The following is a 20,388-nucleotide window of genomic DNA, read 5'->3' on the forward strand; positions in this document are numbered from 1 at the left end:
GCAGGAGCATCACGATGACCTATTCCATCTCGGCACGCTGTCCGGAGACCGGCGCGTTCGGCATTGCCATTACGTCGTCGAGCATTGCCGTGCCGGCGCGCTGCGCCTGGGTGGGACCGCTCGGCCTCGTGGTGTCGCAGAATGTCACTGATCCGTCGCTCGGCCCGACCGGCCTTGCACTGCTGCGTCAGGGCCTCGGCGCGGGTGCCGTCCTCAACAATCTCACGCTCGGCACGCCGCAGCCCGCATGGCGGCAGGTCGGTGTGATCGATCGCTACGGCCAGGTGGCGTGGCATTCCGGCGCGCAGGCGCTGCCGATCGTTGGCATTGCGCAGGGCAATGGTTGTCTCGCGATGGGCAATCTGCTGGTCGATGAAAAAGTCCCGAGCGTGATGATCGCAAAGTTCGAAGCTACGGCCGGACAGCCGCTGGCGGAGCGATTGCTGTCGGCGCTGGAAGCCGGCCTCGATGCCGGCGGCGAGACCGACGACGAACATGCGGCGGGCCTGCATGTCGCCCACATGTTTGACTGGCCGGTGGTCGACCTGCGTGTCGACTGGCACGACGCTCCGATCGGTGAACTCCGCGCGCTGTGGGAGCGCTACCGGCCGCAGCAGAAGGACTATGTCGCGCGCGCGATGAATCCGGGCGCTGCGCCGTCGTTCTAGACGCGACCGCCTCACGCCGCCTCACCCGGCGGAAACGCCACGATATCGTCGGAGCCGATGGTCAATCCGATCTCGGCTCCGACCGGACAGGACGACAGCGCCGCAATGCCCGGCGAACGCAGCAGGATGCGCTCGCGCGCACTGCCGGGCGCGTCGATATAGAGATCGACATGACCGCCTTGAAACACCTGCGTCGTCACGGTGCCGGGCAGCGATCCCGAAGCGCCGCGCGACGTGACGGCGAGATGCTCCGGCCGCACGAAGACATCCACGGCATCGCCGATCGAAAGCGCGGCAATCGGCGCCGCAGGAACGTCGGCGCTGATGTCGCCGACCGAGACCACCGCAACATCGCCGCGCTTCTCGACAAGACGCCCGTTGAGGATATTGGCGTCACCGACAAAGGACGCGACGAAGCGATCGGCGGGACGGCGATAGATATCGTCGGGTGCCGCGATCTGGCGGATGCGCCCGGCCGACATCACGGCGATGCGGTCCGACATCGACAACGCCTCACCCTGATCATGCGTCACAAAGATCGTGGTGACGCCGAGCTCGCGCTGGATCTGCTTGAGCTCGACCTGCATCGAGCCGCGGAGATTCTTGTCGAGCGCCGAGAACGGCTCGTCGAGCAGCAGCACCTTCGGTTTGATCACCAGCGCCCGCGCAAGCGCGACGCGCTGCTGCTGGCCGCCGGACAACTGCTTGGGCTTGCGATCGGCAAAGCCCGACAGCTTGACCAGCGCCAGCGCTTCGTCGACGCGGCGCGCGATCTCCCTCTTCTCGACGCCGCGCGTCTTCAATCCGTAAGCGACGTTCTTGGCGACGCTCATATGCGGGAACAGCGCATAGTTCTGGAACACGATGCCGATCTCACGCATATGCGCGGGCGTCTCGGTCACCAGATCGCCGTCGATGAAGATCTCGCCATTGTCGGCTTCGAGGAAGCCGGCAACCAGATTGAGCAGCGTCGTCTTTCCGCAGCCGGATGGGCCCAGCAGAGTCATGAACTCGCTCGGCCGGATCTTCAGCCAGGCCTCATGCAGCGCCATGGAATCGCCGAAGCGCTTGGTCACGCCGTCGAGCTGCACCGCCGGACGGATCTTGTCGCTCGCCGCGGCTGGCGTGGGTGCCGTCATTGGATCAGTGCGCATCAACATTCAGGATTTTCCCGAGGCCCAGGAAGGAATTTGCGATCGTGAGCAAAGTCGCCGTCACAACGATGTAGATGACCGACAGCGCGGCCAATGTGGGATCCGCGAATTCGCGGACGTAGTTATACATGGCGACCGGTAGCGTCTGCGTGGCCTGGCTGCTGACGAACAGCGTCGCCGTGAATTCGTTGAAGGACAGGATCGCGGCAAACAGCCAGCCGCTGAGCAAGCCCGGAATCAGCAGCGGGATCGTCACCGTGAACAGGATCCGCAGCGGCGTGGCACCGAGACTGGACGCGGCCAGCTCCAGGCGCGTGTCGAGATTTTCCAGCGAGATGTAAGTGCTGCGCATCACGAAAGGCAGCACCATCACCACATGGGCGAAGATCACGAGCGGAAAGCCGCGTCCGATCCCCGTCTGCGAGGCGAGGATGAGAATGCCAAGACCGACGGTGTAATGCGGGATGATCAGCGGAGACAGCAGAATGCCCTCGAGAAAATCCCTGAGCGCGAATTTGTAGCGATGAATGGCAAAGGCAAAGGCCGATCCCACGACCACCGCGATACTCGATGCCCAGATGGTGACTGTCAGGCCGTTCCAGAAACCCTTCGCGAAATCGGCATAAGAGAAGGCGCGATAGAACCAGCGCAGCGACCAGGACTGTGGCGGAAACTGCAGAATCGCACGGTCGTTGAAGGCCGAGATTGCCACGACAACGCCGGGCAGCAGCACGAATAGGAGAATGATGGCAACGAGCACGCGGCCCGACCAGCGCAGCGCAAGAGTTGCAGGTGAGCGCTTCATGTCGTGCCCGCCATGCGTTCGAGCGGGCTCGCGGCTTTCTTCAGCAGCGCGATCACGGCCAGCGACAGCGCGAGGCCGATAATGGAGAGGCTGGCGGCGAAGGGGAAATTGAACGACGAGAAACCGAGCTGATAGATCAGCGTTGATACCGTGGCAACGCGGCCGCCGCCGATCAGTTGCGGCGTCGCAAAGGCACTGAAGGTCCAGGCAAAGGCCGTCGAGAAGCCGGCAACGATGCCGGGCATCGACAGCGGCAGCGTGATGGTCATGAAGATGCGGATTGGGCCAGCGCCGAGACTTTCGGCGGCTTTCTCGTAATTGCGGTCGATATGCGACAGCGCCGCGGCCAGCATGATGACCATGATCGGCATGGTCACATGCACCAGTGCCGCGATCACGCCTCCCGACGTGAACATCATGCGCAACGGGCGATCCACGAGACCAAGCTTGAGCAGCAGCGTGTTCAGGAAGCCGTTATTGCCAAGCACGATCATCCAGGAATAGGTCCGCACCACCTCGCCGAGAAACAGCGGCGTCACCGACACGATCAGGATGAAGGAGCGCAGCGCGGAACTGTTGGTTCGTGTCAGCGCATAGGCCAGCGGATAGGCCAGAAGCAGCGTGAACACCGCCGTTTCAAAACAGATCAGCACCGTATTCCAGAATGCCAGCGCGTAGAGCGGCCGCAGCATGGCTTCGAAATTGGCCCAGGTGAACCCGCCGACTTCGAGCGTACCGGGAATATAGGCCCGCACGCTGTACTGAAAGACAGCCAGCATCGCCGCGATCAGGCCCACAGCAACGAGGCCGGCCGGCGAGACAAACCATCCGAGAAATGGACGTGTGTTCATGGACAAACTCGAAGTGGGCGAACGTGACGTCGTGGACCGCGATCCGGCGGAATCAGCCGGATCGCGACCGGGACTCGTTTACGGAGCCATGATGTTTTCGGTGAACCACTTGCGCCAGGTGCCGGTCTTCTCGGCACGCAGCTTGGCGTCGATCACCAGCGTCTGCTTCGCCCACTGATCCGCGGTCGTGAACACGCCCGGCAGTGCTGCGATCTCGGGCTTGACCTTGGCGTTGTCCACCACCGGGCTGCCCTTCTTCAGTTCGGCGATCTTCGCCTGCACTTCTGGATCGAGCGCGGTGTTGATGAACTTGTAGGCCAGCTCCGCCTTGGTCGAGCCCTTGGTGATGCCCATGGTGTCGACACCGAGCACGGCGCCTTCCTTCGGAATCGCCAGTTTGATCGGCACGCCCTGGGCCTGCATGTAGTAGGCGTTCATCGACAGCACGACCTGCACCGGCGTCTCACCAGTCGCAAAGAGCTGCTGGCTGTTGGCATCATTGGTGTAGAACGCCTTGTAGTTCGGCTTCAGCGCCTTCATCTTGGCTTCGCCGACTTCCCAATTCGATGCGTCGCCGCCAGACAGCTTGGCTGCGACCACCATCACATGACTCGGATCGAAATCGGGCGATGAGACCATGCCCTTGAGCGCGGGATTCCACAGGCCTTCCCAGCTTTCGAAGCTCACGCCCTTCGGCAACTGATCGGGCAGATAGCCGATCGTGTAGACATAGGCCCAGGCGCCGATGTGATACGGGCTGATCTTGGCCTGCTCGACCAGATGGCTGGCATTCGGGATCTTCGCCATGTCGAGCTTCTCGAACAGATTGTCGTTGGCATAGAGCCAGCCGACATGGGCCGTCGTGAAGGTGACGTCGCTCTCGGGCTTGGCAGCAGCGAGCTTGGCCTGATTGAGACGGTCGATCGTGCCGCCGGTGATGTATTCGACCTTCACGCCGGTCTCGGCAGTGAACTTCTTGGCGATCGCTTCATCGATCAGATCGCGGAAACTTCCACCCCAGGTGCTGACTACCAGCTTCTCCTGGGCGGATGCCTGCCCGCCAATCGCGAGCGTCGACAGCAACATCAATGCAGTAAACTTCAAGGCGCGCTTCATCTCGAAACCTCACAAGGATTATGACGTAGAAAGAAAAGCAAACATCGTGCCAGACGATTGATAAATCTCAGGAATTTCCGCCGAACAGCCGCGTGCAACCGCACTCATCGATCATGCGAAAGATGAAGCCGCAAACGTCCGATTGATCTCTGTAGTGCCGGCGAAAAACGCGTCGTTACGCCGGAATTTCCGCGATGATGTCGATTTCCATCAAGTATTCAGGCTTGGCGAGGCCCTGAACGATAATCCCCGTCGAAACCGGATAGACGCCCTTCAGCCATTTGCCGACGACGCGATAGACCGGCTCGCGATAGGCGCGATCGGTGATGTAGATGACGATCTTCACCACGTCCTCAAGCTTGGAGCCTGCCTCTTCAAGCAGCACCTTGGCGCATGTCATGGCATTCTCGGTCTGCGCAGCGGCATCGCCGATACCGACGATCTTGCCGTCGAGATCCATAGCCGTCTGGCCGCGCACATAAACGGTGTTGTTGGCGCGAACGACCATGCAGACATCGTTGTCGAGCGACTGCTCGGGATAGGCTTCCTTGGTGTTGAACTTGCGAAAACGCTGATGGGTGGTCATGGAGCAAATCCTCAGGCGGCGAGACGACGGAATGTGCGATCGGAAAAGATCAAGGGCAGCGCAGCTTGGTTGCGAACGGTCAGCACCTCGCCCGCGACGATGCGATGCGAGCCGAAATCGAACACGCTGGCGACGCGGCAATCGAAATTGCACAACGCGCCATCGAGCGCCGGCGCGCCGGTCAGCAACTCCGACCAGTCACCGGCAAGAAAACGGTTGTCGCGCAGTTCAGGGATCAACCCGGCGAAGCTGTTGGCAACACGCTCCTGCGTATCAGACAGAATGTTGGCGACGAACACGCCATTGGCGAGCAACTTTTCAAGATGGCGATTGTCGCGGTGAACGCTGAACACCACTGACGGCGGCTCCATCGACAGTGAGCACAGCGACGACACCGTGACGCCCGCGCGGCCCGCCTCGCCATCCGTTGTCACCACTGCCACGCCCGAGGCCGTCATCCGCATGGCGTCGCGGAAGATATCGACCTCGACCAGGGGATGCGCCGCAGCGCTCATGACTTCACCCCGTCGATGCGGTCCGACAACCCGGCCGACTTCTTGACGAAATCCAGCGGCCCCGCGAAGTCGAAGCTGTTATAGACCGCCGCCAGATGATTGAAGTGCGGCGCTTGCGCGAACTGCACGAAAGTCAGGCGATGGCCGGCATAATCGGAATTCAACAGATCGCGTGCGAAAGCGAGCAGTTTGCGGCGATCGTCGGCCTGCCACTGGTCGTTCAGCGAATAGAACTTGTTGAGCCACTTGCCTGATCCCTCGGCCTCGAATGCATCGGCGTTCGGGGTAATGCAGATCTGGCCGCCGCACAGCTCGCGCGCGATATGCATCATCGCCGGGAGCTGCGAACAGGCGAATACGCGACCGGCATAGAGCATCGACTGCTGCGGCATCAGAAGGCCGCCCGGGCTCTTCTCCGCCATGGCGATCGAGGCCGTGAGATGCGCGTTGATGCCTTCGCGGTAGCAGACGAGATCGGCGAGCTTCTCGCGCACCGACTGCAGCTTGTCGAGACCGGTCTGCTTGGCGTTCCACATGGCCGCACCGATCATCATGTCGGCGGTGTAAAGGAGACGCAGCACGTAGGGGAATGCCGAGTAGCGATGCAGCGTCGAACGCACGAACTGCGCCGCGCGGGTATGACGATAGAAGAATACGTCTTCCCACGGGATCAGCACGTCGTCGAACACCACCAGCGCCTCGACCTCATCGAAGCGATTGGCAAGCGGATAGTCCTTGGCATTGGCGCTGCTGCGATTGGCGAAGCCGCCGCGGCAGATATGTTTTACGCCCGGCGCACCCATCTTGACGATGCAACCCACCGCATAGTCTGAGAGTTTTTCATTGGCCCAGGCGCCGACGGTCGGCTTCAGATAGGCCTGATCGGCATAGGCCGCAGCGGTCTCGTATTTCGCGCCGCGAATGATGATACCGGCATCGGTCTCGCGGGTGACGTGCACCATCAGGTCGGGATCCTGCTGCTGCGGCGGCAGAGAGCGGTCACCCTTCGGATCGGTATTGGCCGAGACGTGGAAGATGTCCTTCTCGATCACGGCACGGATGTGATGATCGATATTGGCGGCGAAGCGCGGATCGATCTCGGCCAGCACATCGCGCCCGTCGGTCAGCGACCACATTTCGCCGATGGTCTCGTCGCCGACGCGGGTGACCACGCCGCCGATGTCCTTCATCACGTGATCGACGGCCTTGATCTTGTCGTGCCAGTCCTTCTGCTCCGTCGGCGGCTTGTAGAAGACCGAATGTGTCTCGTTGTCTTCAACGTAAGTGAGGTCGGCGGCGTAACGCTCTTCACGCGCCATGTCATACATCCGGGCCTTGACGTCGATGATCGGCTTCAGCGCCGGGTGCGTGGTCACGTCCTTGACGCGCTCGCCATCGATCCAGACCTCGCGGCCATCGCGAATGCCCTGTTTGTATTCTTCACCCGTGCGGATCATTGATCGGCTCCTGTTCGACTGGACGACAGGGTGCCGAAGGGCCTATCATAAGGAAAATATTTTTATGTTTGGAGATGCATAGGAAAACACGATGAGGTTCTCGCTCCGGGCCCTGCGTTATGTGGTTGAGACGGCCGATGCGGGCAGCGTGACAGAAGCCGCCAAGCGCCTGAACGTGTCGCAGCCCTCGATTTCGGCCGCACTCAGCCAGCTGGAGGCCGAACTCGGCGTCCAGATCTTCATTCGCCATCTCGCCAAGGGCGTGACCCTCTCCCCCGCTGGCCAGCGGCTGGTAAACGACGCGAGACTGCTGCTCGCGCATGCGCGCGATTTTGCCCAGAGCGCCCAATCGCTTGGCAGCACCCTGCACGGCGAGATCGTGGTCGGCAGCTTCTCGACCCTCGCCACGCGCTTCATGCCGGGGCTGCTGTCCGGCTTTCGCGAACGGCAGCCGGGCATCTCGGTAAAACTTGAGGAAGGCGACCAGCAGGAAATCATCGACGGTTTGGTCTCCGGACGGACCGAGCTCGCGCTGTCCTACTCCTTCGCTGTTCCTGACGAGATCGTCGGTGAGAAATTCTGCGAGCTGCCGCCCTATATCGTGCTGTCGGCGGATCACCCTCTGGCAAACCGGTCGTCGATCAGCCTGACCGAAATGCGCGACGAGCCGTTCATCCTGCTCGACCTGCCGCATTCGCGCGACTATTTCGCCAGCCTGTTTACGGCATCCGGTATCGAGCCACGCATTTCCTTCCGGACCCGATCATTCGAGCTGATCCGCGGACTGATCGGAAATGGCCAGGGCTATTCGATCCACAATGCCGTGCCGCGCACCACCATCGGCTATGATGGCAGCCGCGTCGCCGTGGTGCCCATCACCGAAAAACTGCCGGCCACGCATGTGATGGCGCTGCGTCTGAAGCGCCACGCGCTGCGACCGGCGGTACAGACATTCGCCGACTACGCGCGCGACGCCTTTGCCGTTGGCGGCCAGTTTGCGCCGGGCTCAATAGCCCCGGCGCGGGTCGACGCGGCTTAGCAGCTCCTGCCCGGAGCGCAGCCGGCGTACATTCTCGCCGATCTGCTGTGCCGCGGAACCCGGCAGCGCCACCGATGCCAGATGCGGCGTGATCAGAACATTGTCCATCGCCCAGAGCGGACTTTCGGGCGACAGTGGCTCGGAGGCAAACACATCCAGCGTGGCCTCCGCGATATGGCCCGAACGCAGCGCCTCGATCAGCGCCGGCTCATCGACGATGCTGCCGCGTGAGACATTCATGAAGACCGCGCCACGCTTCATCTGCGCCAGGCGCTCGATGTTCAGCAGCCCGCGCGTCTGTGGCGTCTGCGGCAGCATGCAGACGAGAATGTCACTATCGCCCAGGATATCCGGCAAAGCGGTCAGACCAGCCGACGTCTCGATGCCCTCCACCGACTTCAAGGTGTTGGACCAGCCGCGCACGCGATAGCCTTGCCGGGCGCATTCGAGCGCCGCTGTCAGTCCGAGTTCGCCGAGGCCGAGTACGCCGACGGTGATGGTCTCTGGATCGCGTGGATGAATATAATGCCAGCGGTGCTCACGCTGCGCCCGCTCGAACGCGGGGATGTCCCGTGCGTGCCGCATCACCGCGAACAACACGTAGCCAGCCATCATCCGCGCCATCTTCGGATCGGACAGGCGCGTGATCGGAACCTCCGGCAGGTCGTCACGCCCGACCAACGCGTCGACACCGGCGCCCAGATTGACGACGAGCCCGAGATTGGGAAAGCGCGCAAAGAAGCCATGCGGCGGCTTCCAGACAAGTGCCTGCCGCACGCTGGCGGGGTCAGTGATATCGTCAGCCTGACGCAGATCAATCCCCTCCGCGGCCAGCGCCGCACGCCATGTTTTGAAGTCATCGAGGACGCTGTAGAATGCCATCACCTCCGATGTCATTACGCGGCCTTTTCGGCGATCAGGCGCGATACCGCCGTCAATGCCAGTTCATAGCCCAGCGCGCCGAGCCCTGCGATCACGCCGGTCGCCGCACGCGACACATAGGAGTGATGGCGAAACGGCTCTCGCTTCCAGATATTGCTCATATGCGCCTCGATGATCGGACCGTCGAAAGCGAGCAATGCATCGAGAATGGGTACCGACGAGTAAGTGAGACCGGCGGCATTGATGACGATCCCCTCGGCCCTCTCCCTCGCCTCCTGAATCCAGTCAACCAGAACGCCTTCGTGGTTGGATTGGCGGAAGTCGACCGTCAAGCCGAGCGAAACTGCATGGTCTTCGCAGCGCTTCTTGATCGAGACGAAACTTTCGCGGCCATAGGTGCCGCTTTTGTCCAGCCCATAAAGATTGGCATTGGGACCATTGAGGAAATAGACGGTGGGAGAACTCATGGCCGTGCTTTCATGTGTCTGGAGGGCAATCGGGTATTCTTGAGAGGCAAGACCGAACCGGGAGAAAATACCAACGAACGAGCGACGTCGGGTGATCCCAGATGCTCAACCCTTCGCCAACAGGGCGCTTGCAGCTACGCATCGATGCAGCGCACCCGCAAATTGAACCTTAGAGAGACCTGCCTCATTGCAGAAATCAAAAGAACCTATGCGGTTCGACGGATTTCAATATGGTTCAGAGGTTGCTCTTGCCGTAGGTGAAAAGCCCGGAAGCGGCGCCGTTCGTCGCCCGGTAAAAATATGCAAGCCGATCAATTGAAGAAAACCGGCCGAAAAAATCGGTTCGGATGACATGCGGTGCCCGGTCGGCACCCGGCTAGAGCGTTTTCGAGCGAACTCGGTTCTGCTTCGATCAGAACCGAAAAGGCTCTAGTGCATTGGCGCGTGTTTCAAGGAACCCCTGATTTCGCGCCAGATGTTCACACACCAATTTCTCGCTCTTTGGGTCAACACGTTTCTCAAGATTCACTCTCGCTATCGCCCTATCTCCTTATTTACGATCAGCAAGAGTCGTGCCAACAATTGAAATCCTGGATCATCCACTCATTGGATACCCGGCGCAGCGGTACTTCGACCAACCCTGCGACTATTATTTCGATAGATTGAGCGAAAACCGCAGATTGATCGGCTGCAGCATTTCGGGCGGCGGCGCTTCACCGATATTTCCGCGGGTCAGCACAGTGCGCAGATCGGTGTTGGCGCGATCGTCCTTGAAATTCGCGAACGACACGCGCTCGACCGTACCGTCGGGATTAAGCCAGGCCTTGACGACCAGTGACGACGGTGGTCCGTCCTGCGTGCCATTGGCCTCTTTCAACCAAGCACGGAAACGATTGGCGATCGCCTCGTCAGCGGAAACCCATTCCTCAAAGCGATACTTCACCAGCTTGGCAAATTGCCCCCAGGCAGGCGGCGCCGCTTCGGGGCTACGATAGTCCAGCCCCTGGGCACGCGCCGGCGGCACTGGTGCGGAGATCAGACCGATCGACGCCAGCAGCGCAGAGAGCCTGGCAAAGCGCCATCGCGACGGAGATGGGGACGGCCGGCGAAATAGCATCATGACAATAGCTCCTCTAATTCAGACAGATGATACGTGCTGAAATGCTGGCGGCGCGATGCGCACGAGATCCCGAACCCGCAATTTGCGGCCGGTCATCTTCCTGAAATCGGATGTTGCTGGCCGCAAGGAACGACTTGGCTCCGGCGGAGCCGACGGCGAGCACCCGATTGACGGATGTCTTCCTGCTGACGACACCTTCGATCAGGCCGCGTGAATCCATAACCGGCGCGCCACTGCTGCCGAATGTTACGGTGGAATTCAGCGCTATATGCCCTGCTTCACCGCTACCGGACGTCATGCCCACCGACGCATTGGCAAGCACGCCCCCGCGTGCGAGCATCATCGGCAGGTTCGCATAGTCGGCCGCAAACATCATATCGTTGGGAGACGACGTCACGTTGCGGGGAAAGACAGCTGCAAGACCGCGGGTCTTTGCTGTGCGCAACAGAGCCAGGTCATAAGGCGTCGACAGAGCGATAACGCGAGCCGACGTTGTGCGACCTTCCTTCTGGATCACAATGCGACTGCAGTCCTGAACCACATGGCGCGCCGTCAGCATATGCCCGGAATCGTCGACAAAGAATCCGGTCCCTGCCCGCTCACCGCGCTCAACCGGCGGCAGCTCCGTTCGCGACAAAGGCTTGGGCGGCACGATCTGCGGCGCTTCGCTGCGCGTCGGAATCAGCATTTGGGCGCGCACGTGCACAGGAGCCGCGCAGGAAAGCACGACGGCGACCAGTGCAGCACCGGTGATGGAAATCGTCGATGGCACGTGGTGAACCTAGCGCCGGCTGACTGGTGACGAATAGATCGGCGGCGGCAGCCGATACGGAATCACGGATCGCCCGTAGTTCTGGCCGTATTGCTGCTGCACCCCCGGCAAATTCACGACGCCGATTTTGGTGTCGCCCGACCTCGCATCGACCGGCGGCAAATTCAGGGTTGGATTGACCTTCTCGACGTCGCGCTTCAGCGTCTGGTTGAGACACCCGAAGCTGCGCGCGCCGCCGATCTCGACCTCGACGCAGCGCTCGCGCACGGTCGGCGGAGGCGACTGGCCGCCGATGATGACCTCAGGCTTTGGCTGCTCCGGCGGCTGTTGTGCCAGCGCTGGCATCGCAAGCGCGAGTAGCGCCGAGATCGTCAAGATTCTCGTTGTCATCGCTCTCTCACCTCGTCATCGGCTTCGGGCCATTTGCCTGCATCACAACCTGCGTCAGCCGGTTGTTCAGCGCCGCGAAATCGACCCGGCCGGAATTGCGTGACATCAGGCATCGGCTGCCGCGACATCCGGCAACGAGGCTGGAGCCAACGCCAACGGGCGATCCGAAAGAGGCGACCGGCACCGTGCCCGTTACGGGATAGCCGACCGCCATCAGCCTGGCTCGCGCACGCAAACAGTAGGTCACGGACAGATGGGAGAAACGCGTCTCGCCATGCCCGGCGCGATACTTCATCAGCGCTGTGCAGAGGTCGCCGCCGGCCTTATTCCAGGCCTGTGCGAGATACATGATGCCATAGCGGATATTGACCTCGGGCGCCGCGAACTCTGCCATAGAGCCGCTGAAACCCAGCATGCGCGCAGTGGGCGGCATCACCTGCATCAGGCCGATCTCGCCATCGGCACCGATACGGCTCGGATCGTAGCCACTCTCCACGCCCATCACGGCTTCTGCCACATCGGCCGGCAGATTTGTGTTGCGCACCTCCCGCTCGATCAACGAACGATAGAGCGCCCTGGAATTGGAAGCACCGGACAGCTTTGGGGGAGCTGCCAAGTTTGGTGAGGCTCCCAAGGCTACCGTTTTATTGCCAACGGCAGCCTTGGGGGGATTCGGCACGGTCGGCGGCGACTCGGCGACTTCCTCGACGGCCTGCTCGGACTCGGCTTCCGCAAGTACGGGTGTCGATATCAGGACAGCGCAGGACAACATCCCAGCCAAGGCCACCGCCAGGACGCCTCTTGCGAAGGCGCCACTGGCCAGCCGGCCATACAAGCTGATCGGTCGTCCTGACACGCTAGATTTCCAGACTCGTCAGGCGACGCGAGCTTCGGCAGCAGCCCTGGGCTCCACCGGCGCCTGCGCCTCAGATTCCACGACAGGTGCATCGACAGTCTTCACCGTATCGAGTTTCTGCAGTTCTTCGCGCAGATAAGGCACCAGTGCCTGAACGAGATGGTCCCAGATCTCGACCTGCGCACGAACATGGTTCGGCATGACGCCGCCGATGAAGGAGACATCCATCGTCATGGCCAGATAACCAGGGACGACCTGCAGCCGACCAAAGCGGCGCAGCGCGTTCCAGCGATTGACGACATCGAGCGGCAATTCGCCCTCGATATTGAGCCACGCACTAAAGGTGAAATCGACATAGCCACCATCTTCATTGGCCAGACGGTTGCCCGGGCGAATGTCGAACGCAAAGCCGGCGGTCGACGAGCGCAGCAGCGGCATATCGGCATTCGTCACCATCTCGACGCGATAGCCAACGGTCTGTAGCAGGTCACGCAGCGATTCGAGGGTGAAGCTGTTCAATACGGTATCGGACATGGGACGCGTTCCTTAGTTACGGGATTTGCCGTCGAGCAGCTTGGCAAGAGCAAGTTCGTTGATGATCGGCGGCTGCTGCTTGAGCAGTTCGGCGAGATAGGCGCGGCGCAATGCAGCAGCGCGTTCGGTGCGTATCTGCCGGACGAGTTGATCACGTACTTCGGGCAGCGTGCGCGTATAGGCAGCCTTGGTGTCGACCAGACGGATGATATGGTAGCCGTCGTCCAGCGTGATGGGTTCGGACACAGCGCCCTTGGCCAGGCCGACGACCTGACTGCGGATTTCCGGCCGGATCTGGTCTTCCGGCAGCAACCCGAGATCGCCGCCGCGCTCGGCGCTGTCGCCAGCGCCGCTGTCGCTACGGGCGATCGCCGCGAAGTCAGCCCCGGCAACCTTCAGCTTCTTCTGCACCTCGTCGAGCTTCTTCTTCGCAGCATCGACGGTTGCCTTATCCGCATCCTTCGCCATCGGAATGAAGATCTGCGCGAGCTGATACTGCCGCGGCACAAGGAGTGCAGCGCGGTTGGCATCATAGACCTTCTGCAAATCCTCATCGCTGGGGAAATTCGCGGGCGGGTTGGAAACCGACTGCAAGTACAGTTCCACCATCGCGTTCTCGCGCACCTTTTCCAGCTGCGCTGCGACGGCTGGCTGCTGGTCCCATTTCTTCGCGGCCAGTTCCTGCATCACTAGACGGTTGGAGAGCAGCATGCGCACGGCCTGGCTCAGCAGTGCCGGATCCTGCGCCAGCGCAGCCTGCTCTCGCGGCCCAAGGGCCGCGATGTAGGAGCGCATATCATCGGCGCTGATGTCGCTATTGCCGACGCGGGCGACCACTTCACCCGATGACTTCGCCGACGCCACAGTGCTCGGCGCGGCAGCGCTTGATGCAGCAGGTGCCACGGGAGCAGCGGCCGCAGGTGCCGCAGCGGCCGGCTTCGGCCGCGCCGGCGCCGGCATCTGGGCCTGCGCGTTGCGAGGCTGGACCGGCTGCGCCGGCGTCTGAGCAATGGCAGACGACAGAATCAGGCCGGTGAATGTCGCGACACCGGCCGCTTTCAGGAAGATTGCGGGGGAACGGGAACGCGTCATGGGGTCACCTTTTGCTCGAGCAGCTTGTCGTCGTAATCTTGCAGTAGATTCTGGATCTGCACGCGTCGCGCGCCGATCAGCGGCTCGTTGATGACCACCATGTCGCCAAACGATATGCCTTCATAGCGGTGCAGCAACTCGCGCCCGACCTTCGTCAGCAGCGCATTCTTTGCCACGCAGCTCTTGGTGCTCGCCTTGTAGGCTGTCGCTTCGCCTTCGAATTTGGCGCGCTCGGCGTCCTTGGTGCGGGCGACGGTTGCCGCCTCCTCATAGGCGCTCTTCCATTTCTCCAGCGTCTGGTTGCGATCTTCCAGACGCTGGTTGAATTCGTCGACCGCTTCGCGGTGGGTCTTCTCGACCTCCTTGACCTGCGCCTTGGCCGCCGCGATCTGCGACGTCATCGCCGCCTTCTCGCGCTCGGCATCGGCTACCTTGGCCTGCAAGGCGGTCCGCTGGTCCTCAAGGGCGCGGGTCTGAGCCGTCGCACTGCGCAAAGCATCACGCAGCTTGTCCGACTCGGCGTCGGCCCGGGCCTCCGGGCTGGCCAGCATGGCCAGCATCGCCACTGAACTCAGAATACGATATCGCATGATCAGAACCTTGCATTCAGATCGAACTGGACGACGTCGACGCTATATGGCGAGCCGGCGATGTTGTTGGCGCTCATCCAGCGCAGCGACGCCCAGACATTGTCCGAAATGCCGAGATTGCCGCCAATGAAGTAACCCTTGAGGTTGGTACCGCCGAGGCCGAAATCGGAGTCGACGAAGGCATCCACAGTCGCGTCGGATTCAAGATACTTGTATCCAGCGTGAACATTCCAATCCCACAGTCGTTTGACTTCCTTATGACCAACCGTCACACGGCCCATCCAGCCCTGATTGCCGCCGTCATATACACCCGCAGGGCCACCGGCGACGGTGGGGCCGATGTTGTTCTGAACGTTCATGGCCAGGATCGCGCCGCGATTGAAGGCCGTGTTGTAGACGTATTCAGCATCGAGAACGACATGCACCGGATGGAAGTCACCGAGATCAAGCTGTCCGCTGGCAACGACCGGACGGAACTGGCTTGCCAGACCGAAATACTGGTACTCGGGAGCGTTAATACTCGACGGATCCACGAAAATATTGCGCAACATCCTGTAAGTGTTGCCCTTCTGAGCGAACGATGGTCGGGTCATATCCGTATCGCAAACGTCGCTACTGCTCACGACGAGGCAAAGTGAAGACGTCCGGCCCTGGGTGTTGGTGAAATCATAATAGGCAGCGCTCAGCCGCAAGGCCGAGTACGGCGCAAACTTTGCTCCCACGCCAATCTGGGCACCAAACAGCCATTTGTCGTTGCTCGGGACCTTCTCATACAGCCCGCTATTCGCATTTGTGAGATTGATACCCGCGTTCAAATCGCTGTTGTAGGTCGGGAATGCACCGGCAACAATGAACGGCGTGATGCCTTCGGCAACCTCGTGCTTCGCCTGCACAGCAAAACCGTCGAAGCCAAGATCTTTGTGCCAGACGAGATCCGTCGGCGACCAGAACGGGTTGTCAAAGCGACCGATCGAGAACGTCAACTCATTCCAGGGCTCATAGCGTGCATAGGCACGATCGATCCAGAGCGCATATTTGGAAAAATTGCCGCCCGTTGTGCCAAGCGACTGGTTTGTCGAAACCGGCGAATTGCTGTCACCACTCGCCAGGCGAATTCCGGCCGTGAACTGATCGTTGATATCGATATCGGCACCAAGCCGCATACGGAGACGCGCTCGATCCCGATTTTGCGACGCGTTATACGTCGGCGCGTTGTAGACGTTGCCCTCTGACCTATCGTAGGGCGAACCGGTATTGATCGCATTAAAATTGTAAGCGCCTCCTTGGTCGTTGCCGGCCGGAAAGTACTGGCCCTCGTAACGTGCCCGCAGATCGCCGTAGAAACGGATGCGCTGGGCCCATTCAGGATACTTCCCAGGCGATGCCCAGTTCTCCGTCTGCGCCTTCGCCATCACGTCGCGCTTTATCTCTTCGCGTAGCTGACGCTTCACGACCTCCGGCACATAGGTGACGTGCTTGGTGCCGGGCGGAGATGCCGCCGCTGCGGCGGCGCCGGCAGTCTTTGCCGCTTCCTCGGCGCGCATCGTGGCGCCCTTGGCCGCTTCGCGAGCGACATAGGCTTCGTCGTCGGCTTGCTTGATCAGTGCCTCGGCCTGCTCTTCCTTCAGCACACCCTGCTTGACCAGCATATTGACGAGATTGATCGTCGCGTTCGGCGACGTCGCCTTCGCACGCGAGACCGTAGGACGCTTGGCATCGGCGCGGCCGCCGGCATCCTGCGCCAGCGCAGGCACGCTACAGACAAGCGCGCACATCGATACGGCGAGCGGCGTCAGGCGCCAGGCGGTATCGGATTTCTGGTGAAACATCGGTCTCAAGTCCCCTACTGATCAATATTCGTCGTGTCTCATTGGCCCGTTAAGCGCGGGCCTAACTCGGTCGTCGCATGGTGACGCGTGTCACCATCGGCATCGGCATGTCATTGGGTGGTGGCTCGCGCAGCGTCAGCCGCCCGAGCACGTCGTTACGGATCGTGGCGTCGAGTTCAGCACTCCCGGTCGACGATGCCAGTTCGACCCGGTTGATGCGGCCGGTTCCGTCGGCCCAGATTCGCAGCTGCACCTGCGTCGCGGCATTCCTGGTCTTCTCGTTGGCGCGCAGCGCGGCCTCGATCTGCGTCTGCACCATGGACGCGTACCAACCCCAACGACTGCCACCGCCGCCACGACCGCCATATGGGCTGCCGCCAACCTTGCTGCCCAGATTGAAGAGATCTCCAGGACCGGTCGCCTTGGCGTCGAGCGCCAGTGGGCCCGGAGGCTCCTCATTCTTGGCGTCCTTGACCGGCTCGTCCGTCGGCTTCTCGACCGGCTTGTCTTCGAGCATCTCCTGCTCGACCATCTTCGGCTGATCGATCACCTTCGGCTGCTCGATCATCGGAGGTGGCGGTGGCGGCGGAGGTGGTGGCACAATGTTGACGACGGTCATTTCGCGCACCTGGCGCGGTGGCGGCGTATCGCTGCCGCCGGACAACATGAACCAGGCGCCTCCGAACAGTGCAGCGATGACCACGAATGCGCCGCCGTAACGCAGCAGCGACTTGCGCTCGCTACCACGCCCCGATGGCTTGCCGTTTTCGGACTCCATCGTCATGACGCGACCTCGAGAGGCGCGCTGTCGGAGAGCCGCTCGATCACATACTGCAGCACGAAGGTGACGAGGGAATCGAAGTCCGTGGTCTGAATGATCATTCGCGTGCCACTCGGCGCTTCAATAACCAGATCGTATTCCGCCGTATGCGCATCGAACTCGATATAGGCATCGTCATCGAGTGACAGGCGCAAATAGGGAGTGTGCGACAATAGCAACGTCAAGCTGTCCGATGGTGAATCGAGCTCCGCGATCCGGCGGCGCAGCAATTCTGCGAGTTTCACCAGCAGCGCCTCTCCGCGGATCGGGAATGGCAAGACGATACCGGGCTCACGCGAACCTGTATCGATCGCCGTCACGCCATCGATAGCTGGGCCCCTCGCGGGTGCCGCTGCCCCTGCGCCCTCACCTGTCCGGCGCAGCCATGACCACAAGGTCTTGAACGCCTTCTTGGTATCGTCCTGAATTTGCCCGGGTGTGTGCATCGGCCCGTTACTTCACGAGAGGTTTGGTCGCGAGACCGACTTGTGTGACACCGATCCGCCCCAGTAGATCGAGCACATCCATCACGCTCTGGTACTGCGTCTGCGCATCACCGCGCAGAACCACCGGAAACTCCGGCGTCAGCGCCTTCTGCTGCACCAACCGCTGCTCAAGTTCCGGCAGCGTGACGGGTATGGTGTCGAGGAAGATCTTGCCATCATTGGCGACGGTGATCGCCTTGGTGGTCTGCGTCGCCAGACTTGGCGCCGCAGACGCTTTCGGCAGATTGACCTTCTGTCCCTGCACCGTCGCTGTGGTCATCACGATGAAGATGATGAGCAGCACGTAAGCCAGGTCCAACATCGGCGTGATGTTGATATCGTCATAGGGCTTGGATTTGCTCTGAACCTGCATCGTGCTTACTCCGCAGCCTGGCGGTGTTCAGCCGGCAGATCGGACGAATAGAACTCAGCCATCTTGGTGACGAATTCGTCGATGAAGACCTGCATGTCGCTGGTCAATTCGCCGATACGCGTCACCAGATAGTTGTAGGCAAACAGCGCCGGGATAGCGACGACCAGACCAGCCACGGTGGCGACCAAGGCTGCCGCAATACCCGGTGCGATTGCGTTGACGTTGACGTCGCCGCTTTCAGCGATAGCCGCGAAGGTGATCATGACGCCGACCACCGTGCCGAGCAGGCCGAGGAAGGGGCCGCCGGAGATCGCGATGGTCAGGACGACCATCAAGCGGTTGAGACGCTGGGTTTCCTTGACATAGGCGCTGTCAAGCGCTGCACGGATCGCCGCGATGGCGGCGCCGCTCAGGCGGATCACATCGCCGTTGCCGAAACGGTGGCTGATCTGTTCGGCACCCACATGATAGATGCGGTACAGCGACGAGGCGCGAACCATCTGGGCTTCGTCATCGTTCAGCTTGCTGCCGAGGACCGCGGAGGCATCGTCTGCTTCGCCACGATCGAGCGCCGTCAAATTCGCCGCCAGCTTGCGGAAGCTCTTCATAAAGCGATCGTTGGCTTTGGCCTGCTTGTTCAGGTAGCTGACGCGATCGACGGTCACCATCCAGCTCGCAATCGCCATGATGATCAGCAACCCGATGACGACCCAGCCGTCGATCGTGACCGACTTCAGAATGATGGCGAAGTAGCCCGAGAGCCAGCTTGCGGTCTCCTCGTCGGCACTGAACGAGATCAGCTTCGTGGGCTGTCCACCCTGCGTAACGGCAGCATATTTGATGAAGCCGGCCGGGCGAGCGACCTTCGAGATCTGCAATTCGTCGATATCGCCGACATAGCCAGCCATCGCGGCCACGGCGACCGGTGCAGGTGCTGCCTCGACAGGAGCTGCGGTCCCGTCGGCTGCAGGAGCCGCAGGGTCAGCGGCCGGAGCGACACCCGCCGGCGCGGCGGCAACGACATCACCACCGAGGCGGGCAACGCTGTTCAGCGCGGGAAGCGTCGCATTCAGAACTGCGTACGAACCACCGTCCAGATACACGGTCACGGTGCCGGCATTGGCGACCACGGCCAGGTGGTGCCAGGAATTGGCTGCGACCGGCGCGCCAGCGCCACTGCGCTGGGTGCCAGCCGCATTGCTCACCTCGACGAACGGGGCACCGTTGTCGAGACCGATAATGACTGCATTCGCGGCGTCGCGGCGGCTGTACAGCGCAGCGTTTGGCTGCAGGGCGGCCGGCTTGATCCAGACGGACCAGGTGAACGGCGCACTGTCGGCCATCGCAAGCGATGACGATGCGGGCAACGTGACCGGCAGGCGGCCATCGAGGCGCAAGCCGGTCCCGATCAACGAACCATCCGCGGGCTGCCCGACGCTCTGCGCATTGCCGGCCCAGACCGTCGAGTCGATCGCCGGCGTACCGCGTTCATTGAAGTGATAGACCAGCGCCGTATCCGGGTCGTAGGTCCCCTTGGCGTCGTTGGTGGCGACGGCCTTCTTGTTACCGTAATACAGCCAGAACTCGGACTTCGCGCCAGGCGCGACGTTTGGAAGCGCAACCCACACCAGAGCTTCACCAAGCAGCGAATCCCACTTCTCGATGTGATGCTTCAACGGAGTCTTGTCGTCCGAAGCGACGAAGCGCAGATCGCTGCCGTCATCTTTCGCAAGACTGAAGCGGAAGTTGCCGACGTGCAAACGAACCAGGGTCGGCGCGGTACCGATTGGATCAGTGATATTCGCTCCCGCCGCGCTGGAATCGATATTGATCTTCTTGCGCAGCTGCCACTCGTCATTCCACCAGGCTTGCGCCGACGATGGGAACAGTGTCACCGCTGCAGCAAAACCCAGCAGAAGTCCTGCGACCGCATTCTTAGCGCGTCGTCGCAATGTCGAATGGCGTTCGCCGTTCATGTGCCCACACC

At 61.4% G+C, this 20,388-nt stretch carries 23 protein-coding genes; 2 read left to right on the forward strand and 21 right to left on the reverse strand.

The window, feature by feature from the left end:
* Positions 1 to 14: 14 nt before the first annotated feature.
* Complete coding sequence (locus tag AB7783_RS11860; protein WP_439077597.1) at positions 15 to 668, forward strand: DUF1028 domain-containing protein; 654 nt, start codon at positions 15 to 17, stop codon at positions 666 to 668.
* 11 nt (positions 669 to 679) lie between these two features.
* Here AB7783_RS11860 and AB7783_RS11865 read toward each other — a convergent pair whose 3' ends face one another.
* The 7 genes from AB7783_RS11865 to AB7783_RS11895 form a co-directional block, all read right to left on the reverse strand.
* Positions 680 to 1,828, reverse strand: coding sequence for an ABC transporter ATP-binding protein (locus AB7783_RS11865; protein ID WP_441277718.1), 1,149 nt, complete (start codon positions 1,826 to 1,828; stop codon positions 680 to 682).
* Positions 1,812 to 2,627, reverse strand: coding sequence for an ABC transporter permease (locus AB7783_RS11870; protein WP_441277719.1), 816 nt, complete (start codon positions 2,625 to 2,627; stop codon positions 1,812 to 1,814). The genes AB7783_RS11865 and AB7783_RS11870 overlap by 17 nt, the downstream gene beginning before the upstream one ends.
* Complete coding sequence (locus AB7783_RS11875) at positions 2,624 to 3,478, reverse strand: ABC transporter permease (protein ID WP_093762116.1); 855 nt, start codon at positions 3,476 to 3,478, stop codon at positions 2,624 to 2,626. The genes AB7783_RS11870 and AB7783_RS11875 overlap by 4 nt, the downstream gene beginning before the upstream one ends.
* Before the next feature lie 78 nt (positions 3,479 to 3,556).
* Positions 3,557 to 4,594: an ABC transporter substrate-binding protein gene (locus AB7783_RS11880; RefSeq protein ID WP_441277720.1), complete on the reverse strand. Its 1,038-nt coding sequence runs from the start codon at positions 4,592 to 4,594 to the stop codon at positions 3,557 to 3,559.
* Between the two features lie 175 nt (positions 4,595 to 4,769).
* Positions 4,770 to 5,180 carry a RidA family protein gene (locus AB7783_RS11885; protein WP_089264770.1) on the reverse strand — a complete coding sequence of 137 codons (411 nt, stop codon included), beginning with the start codon at positions 5,178 to 5,180 and terminating at the stop codon, positions 4,770 to 4,772.
* 11 nt (positions 5,181 to 5,191) lie between these two features.
* Positions 5,192 to 5,695 carry a flavin reductase family protein gene (locus AB7783_RS11890; RefSeq protein ID WP_175368007.1) on the reverse strand — a complete coding sequence of 168 codons (504 nt, stop codon included), beginning with the start codon at positions 5,693 to 5,695 and terminating at the stop codon, positions 5,192 to 5,194.
* Positions 5,692 to 7,152 (reverse strand): 4-hydroxyphenylacetate 3-hydroxylase family protein, encoded by a 1,461-nt coding sequence (locus tag AB7783_RS11895; protein ID WP_089264772.1) that lies wholly within the window; start codon positions 7,150 to 7,152, stop codon positions 5,692 to 5,694. Before AB7783_RS11895 ends, AB7783_RS11890 begins: the two co-directional genes overlap by 4 nt.
* A gap of 91 nt (positions 7,153 to 7,243) precedes the next feature.
* Between AB7783_RS11895 and AB7783_RS11900 the strand changes: the two genes are divergently transcribed.
* The gene (locus tag AB7783_RS11900; RefSeq protein ID WP_441277721.1) at positions 7,244 to 8,191 is read left to right on the forward strand and encodes a LysR family transcriptional regulator; all 948 of its coding nucleotides are present in this window, start codon (positions 7,244 to 7,246) and stop codon (positions 8,189 to 8,191) included.
* Here the strand turns inward: AB7783_RS11900 and AB7783_RS11905 are convergent.
* From AB7783_RS11905 to AB7783_RS11970, 14 genes are all read right to left on the reverse strand, one after another.
* Positions 8,159 to 9,088, reverse strand: coding sequence for a 2-hydroxyacid dehydrogenase (locus AB7783_RS11905; RefSeq protein WP_441277722.1), 930 nt, complete (start codon positions 9,086 to 9,088; stop codon positions 8,159 to 8,161). The two genes, AB7783_RS11900 and AB7783_RS11905, sit on opposite strands and share 33 nt — an antisense overlap.
* Positions 9,088 to 9,540: a type II 3-dehydroquinate dehydratase gene (locus AB7783_RS11910; protein ID WP_441230040.1), complete on the reverse strand. Its 453-nt coding sequence runs from the start codon at positions 9,538 to 9,540 to the stop codon at positions 9,088 to 9,090. Before AB7783_RS11910 ends, AB7783_RS11905 begins: the two co-directional genes overlap by 1 nt.
* A gap of 649 nt (positions 9,541 to 10,189) precedes the next feature.
* Positions 10,190 to 10,660, reverse strand: a complete 471-nt coding sequence (locus AB7783_RS11915; RefSeq protein ID WP_441277723.1) for a hypothetical protein — start codon at positions 10,658 to 10,660, stop codon at positions 10,190 to 10,192.
* A 13-nt stretch (positions 10,661 to 10,673) separates the two neighbouring features.
* Complete coding sequence (locus AB7783_RS11920; protein WP_441279686.1) at positions 10,674 to 11,348, reverse strand: S1 family peptidase; 675 nt, start codon at positions 11,346 to 11,348, stop codon at positions 10,674 to 10,676.
* Between the two features lie 93 nt (positions 11,349 to 11,441).
* A complete protein-coding gene (locus AB7783_RS11925) occupies positions 11,442 to 11,822 on the reverse strand; it encodes a hypothetical protein (RefSeq protein ID WP_441277724.1) in 381 nt (126 codons plus the stop codon).
* A gap of 7 nt (positions 11,823 to 11,829) precedes the next feature.
* Complete coding sequence (locus AB7783_RS11930) at positions 11,830 to 12,438, reverse strand: lytic transglycosylase domain-containing protein (protein WP_441277725.1); 609 nt, start codon at positions 12,436 to 12,438, stop codon at positions 11,830 to 11,832.
* Positions 12,439 to 12,696: 258 nt separating this feature from the next.
* On the reverse strand, positions 12,697 to 13,212 hold the full coding sequence (locus AB7783_RS11935) for a YbjN domain-containing protein (RefSeq protein ID WP_441277726.1): 516 nt from the start codon (positions 13,210 to 13,212) through the stop codon (positions 12,697 to 12,699).
* 12 nt (positions 13,213 to 13,224) lie between these two features.
* On the reverse strand, positions 13,225 to 14,304 hold the full coding sequence (locus AB7783_RS11940; protein WP_441277727.1) for a peptidylprolyl isomerase: 1,080 nt from the start codon (positions 14,302 to 14,304) through the stop codon (positions 13,225 to 13,227).
* Entirely contained in the window at positions 14,301 to 14,864 is a 564-nt protein-coding gene (locus tag AB7783_RS11945) for a hypothetical protein (RefSeq protein WP_441279687.1), read from the reverse strand. The genes AB7783_RS11940 and AB7783_RS11945 overlap by 4 nt, the downstream gene beginning before the upstream one ends.
* A 32-nt stretch (positions 14,865 to 14,896) precedes the next feature.
* Positions 14,897 to 16,723 (reverse strand): putative porin, encoded by a 1,827-nt coding sequence (locus tag AB7783_RS11950; RefSeq protein WP_441277728.1) that lies wholly within the window; start codon positions 16,721 to 16,723, stop codon positions 14,897 to 14,899.
* A gap of 61 nt (positions 16,724 to 16,784) precedes the next feature.
* Positions 16,785 to 17,507, reverse strand: a complete 723-nt coding sequence (locus AB7783_RS11955; protein WP_441277729.1) for a TonB C-terminal domain-containing protein — start codon at positions 17,505 to 17,507, stop codon at positions 16,785 to 16,787.
* Positions 17,504 to 17,989: a hypothetical protein gene (locus AB7783_RS11960; RefSeq protein ID WP_441277730.1), complete on the reverse strand. Its 486-nt coding sequence runs from the start codon at positions 17,987 to 17,989 to the stop codon at positions 17,504 to 17,506. Before AB7783_RS11960 ends, AB7783_RS11955 begins: the two co-directional genes overlap by 4 nt.
* Before the next feature lie 7 nt (positions 17,990 to 17,996).
* Positions 17,997 to 18,401 (reverse strand): ExbD/TolR family protein, encoded by a 405-nt coding sequence (locus tag AB7783_RS11965; protein ID WP_089264781.1) that lies wholly within the window; start codon positions 18,399 to 18,401, stop codon positions 17,997 to 17,999.
* Positions 18,402 to 18,406: 5 nt separating this feature from the next.
* The gene (locus AB7783_RS11970; protein WP_441277731.1) at positions 18,407 to 20,377 is read right to left on the reverse strand and encodes a DUF2341 domain-containing protein; all 1,971 of its coding nucleotides are present in this window, start codon (positions 20,375 to 20,377) and stop codon (positions 18,407 to 18,409) included.
* Between the last annotated feature and the right edge of the window lie 11 nt (positions 20,378 to 20,388).

The sequence above is a fragment of the Tardiphaga sp. 172_B4_N1_3 genome (genome assembly GCF_052076035.1).
Lineage (GTDB): Bacteria > Pseudomonadota > Alphaproteobacteria > Rhizobiales > Xanthobacteraceae > Tardiphaga > Tardiphaga robiniae.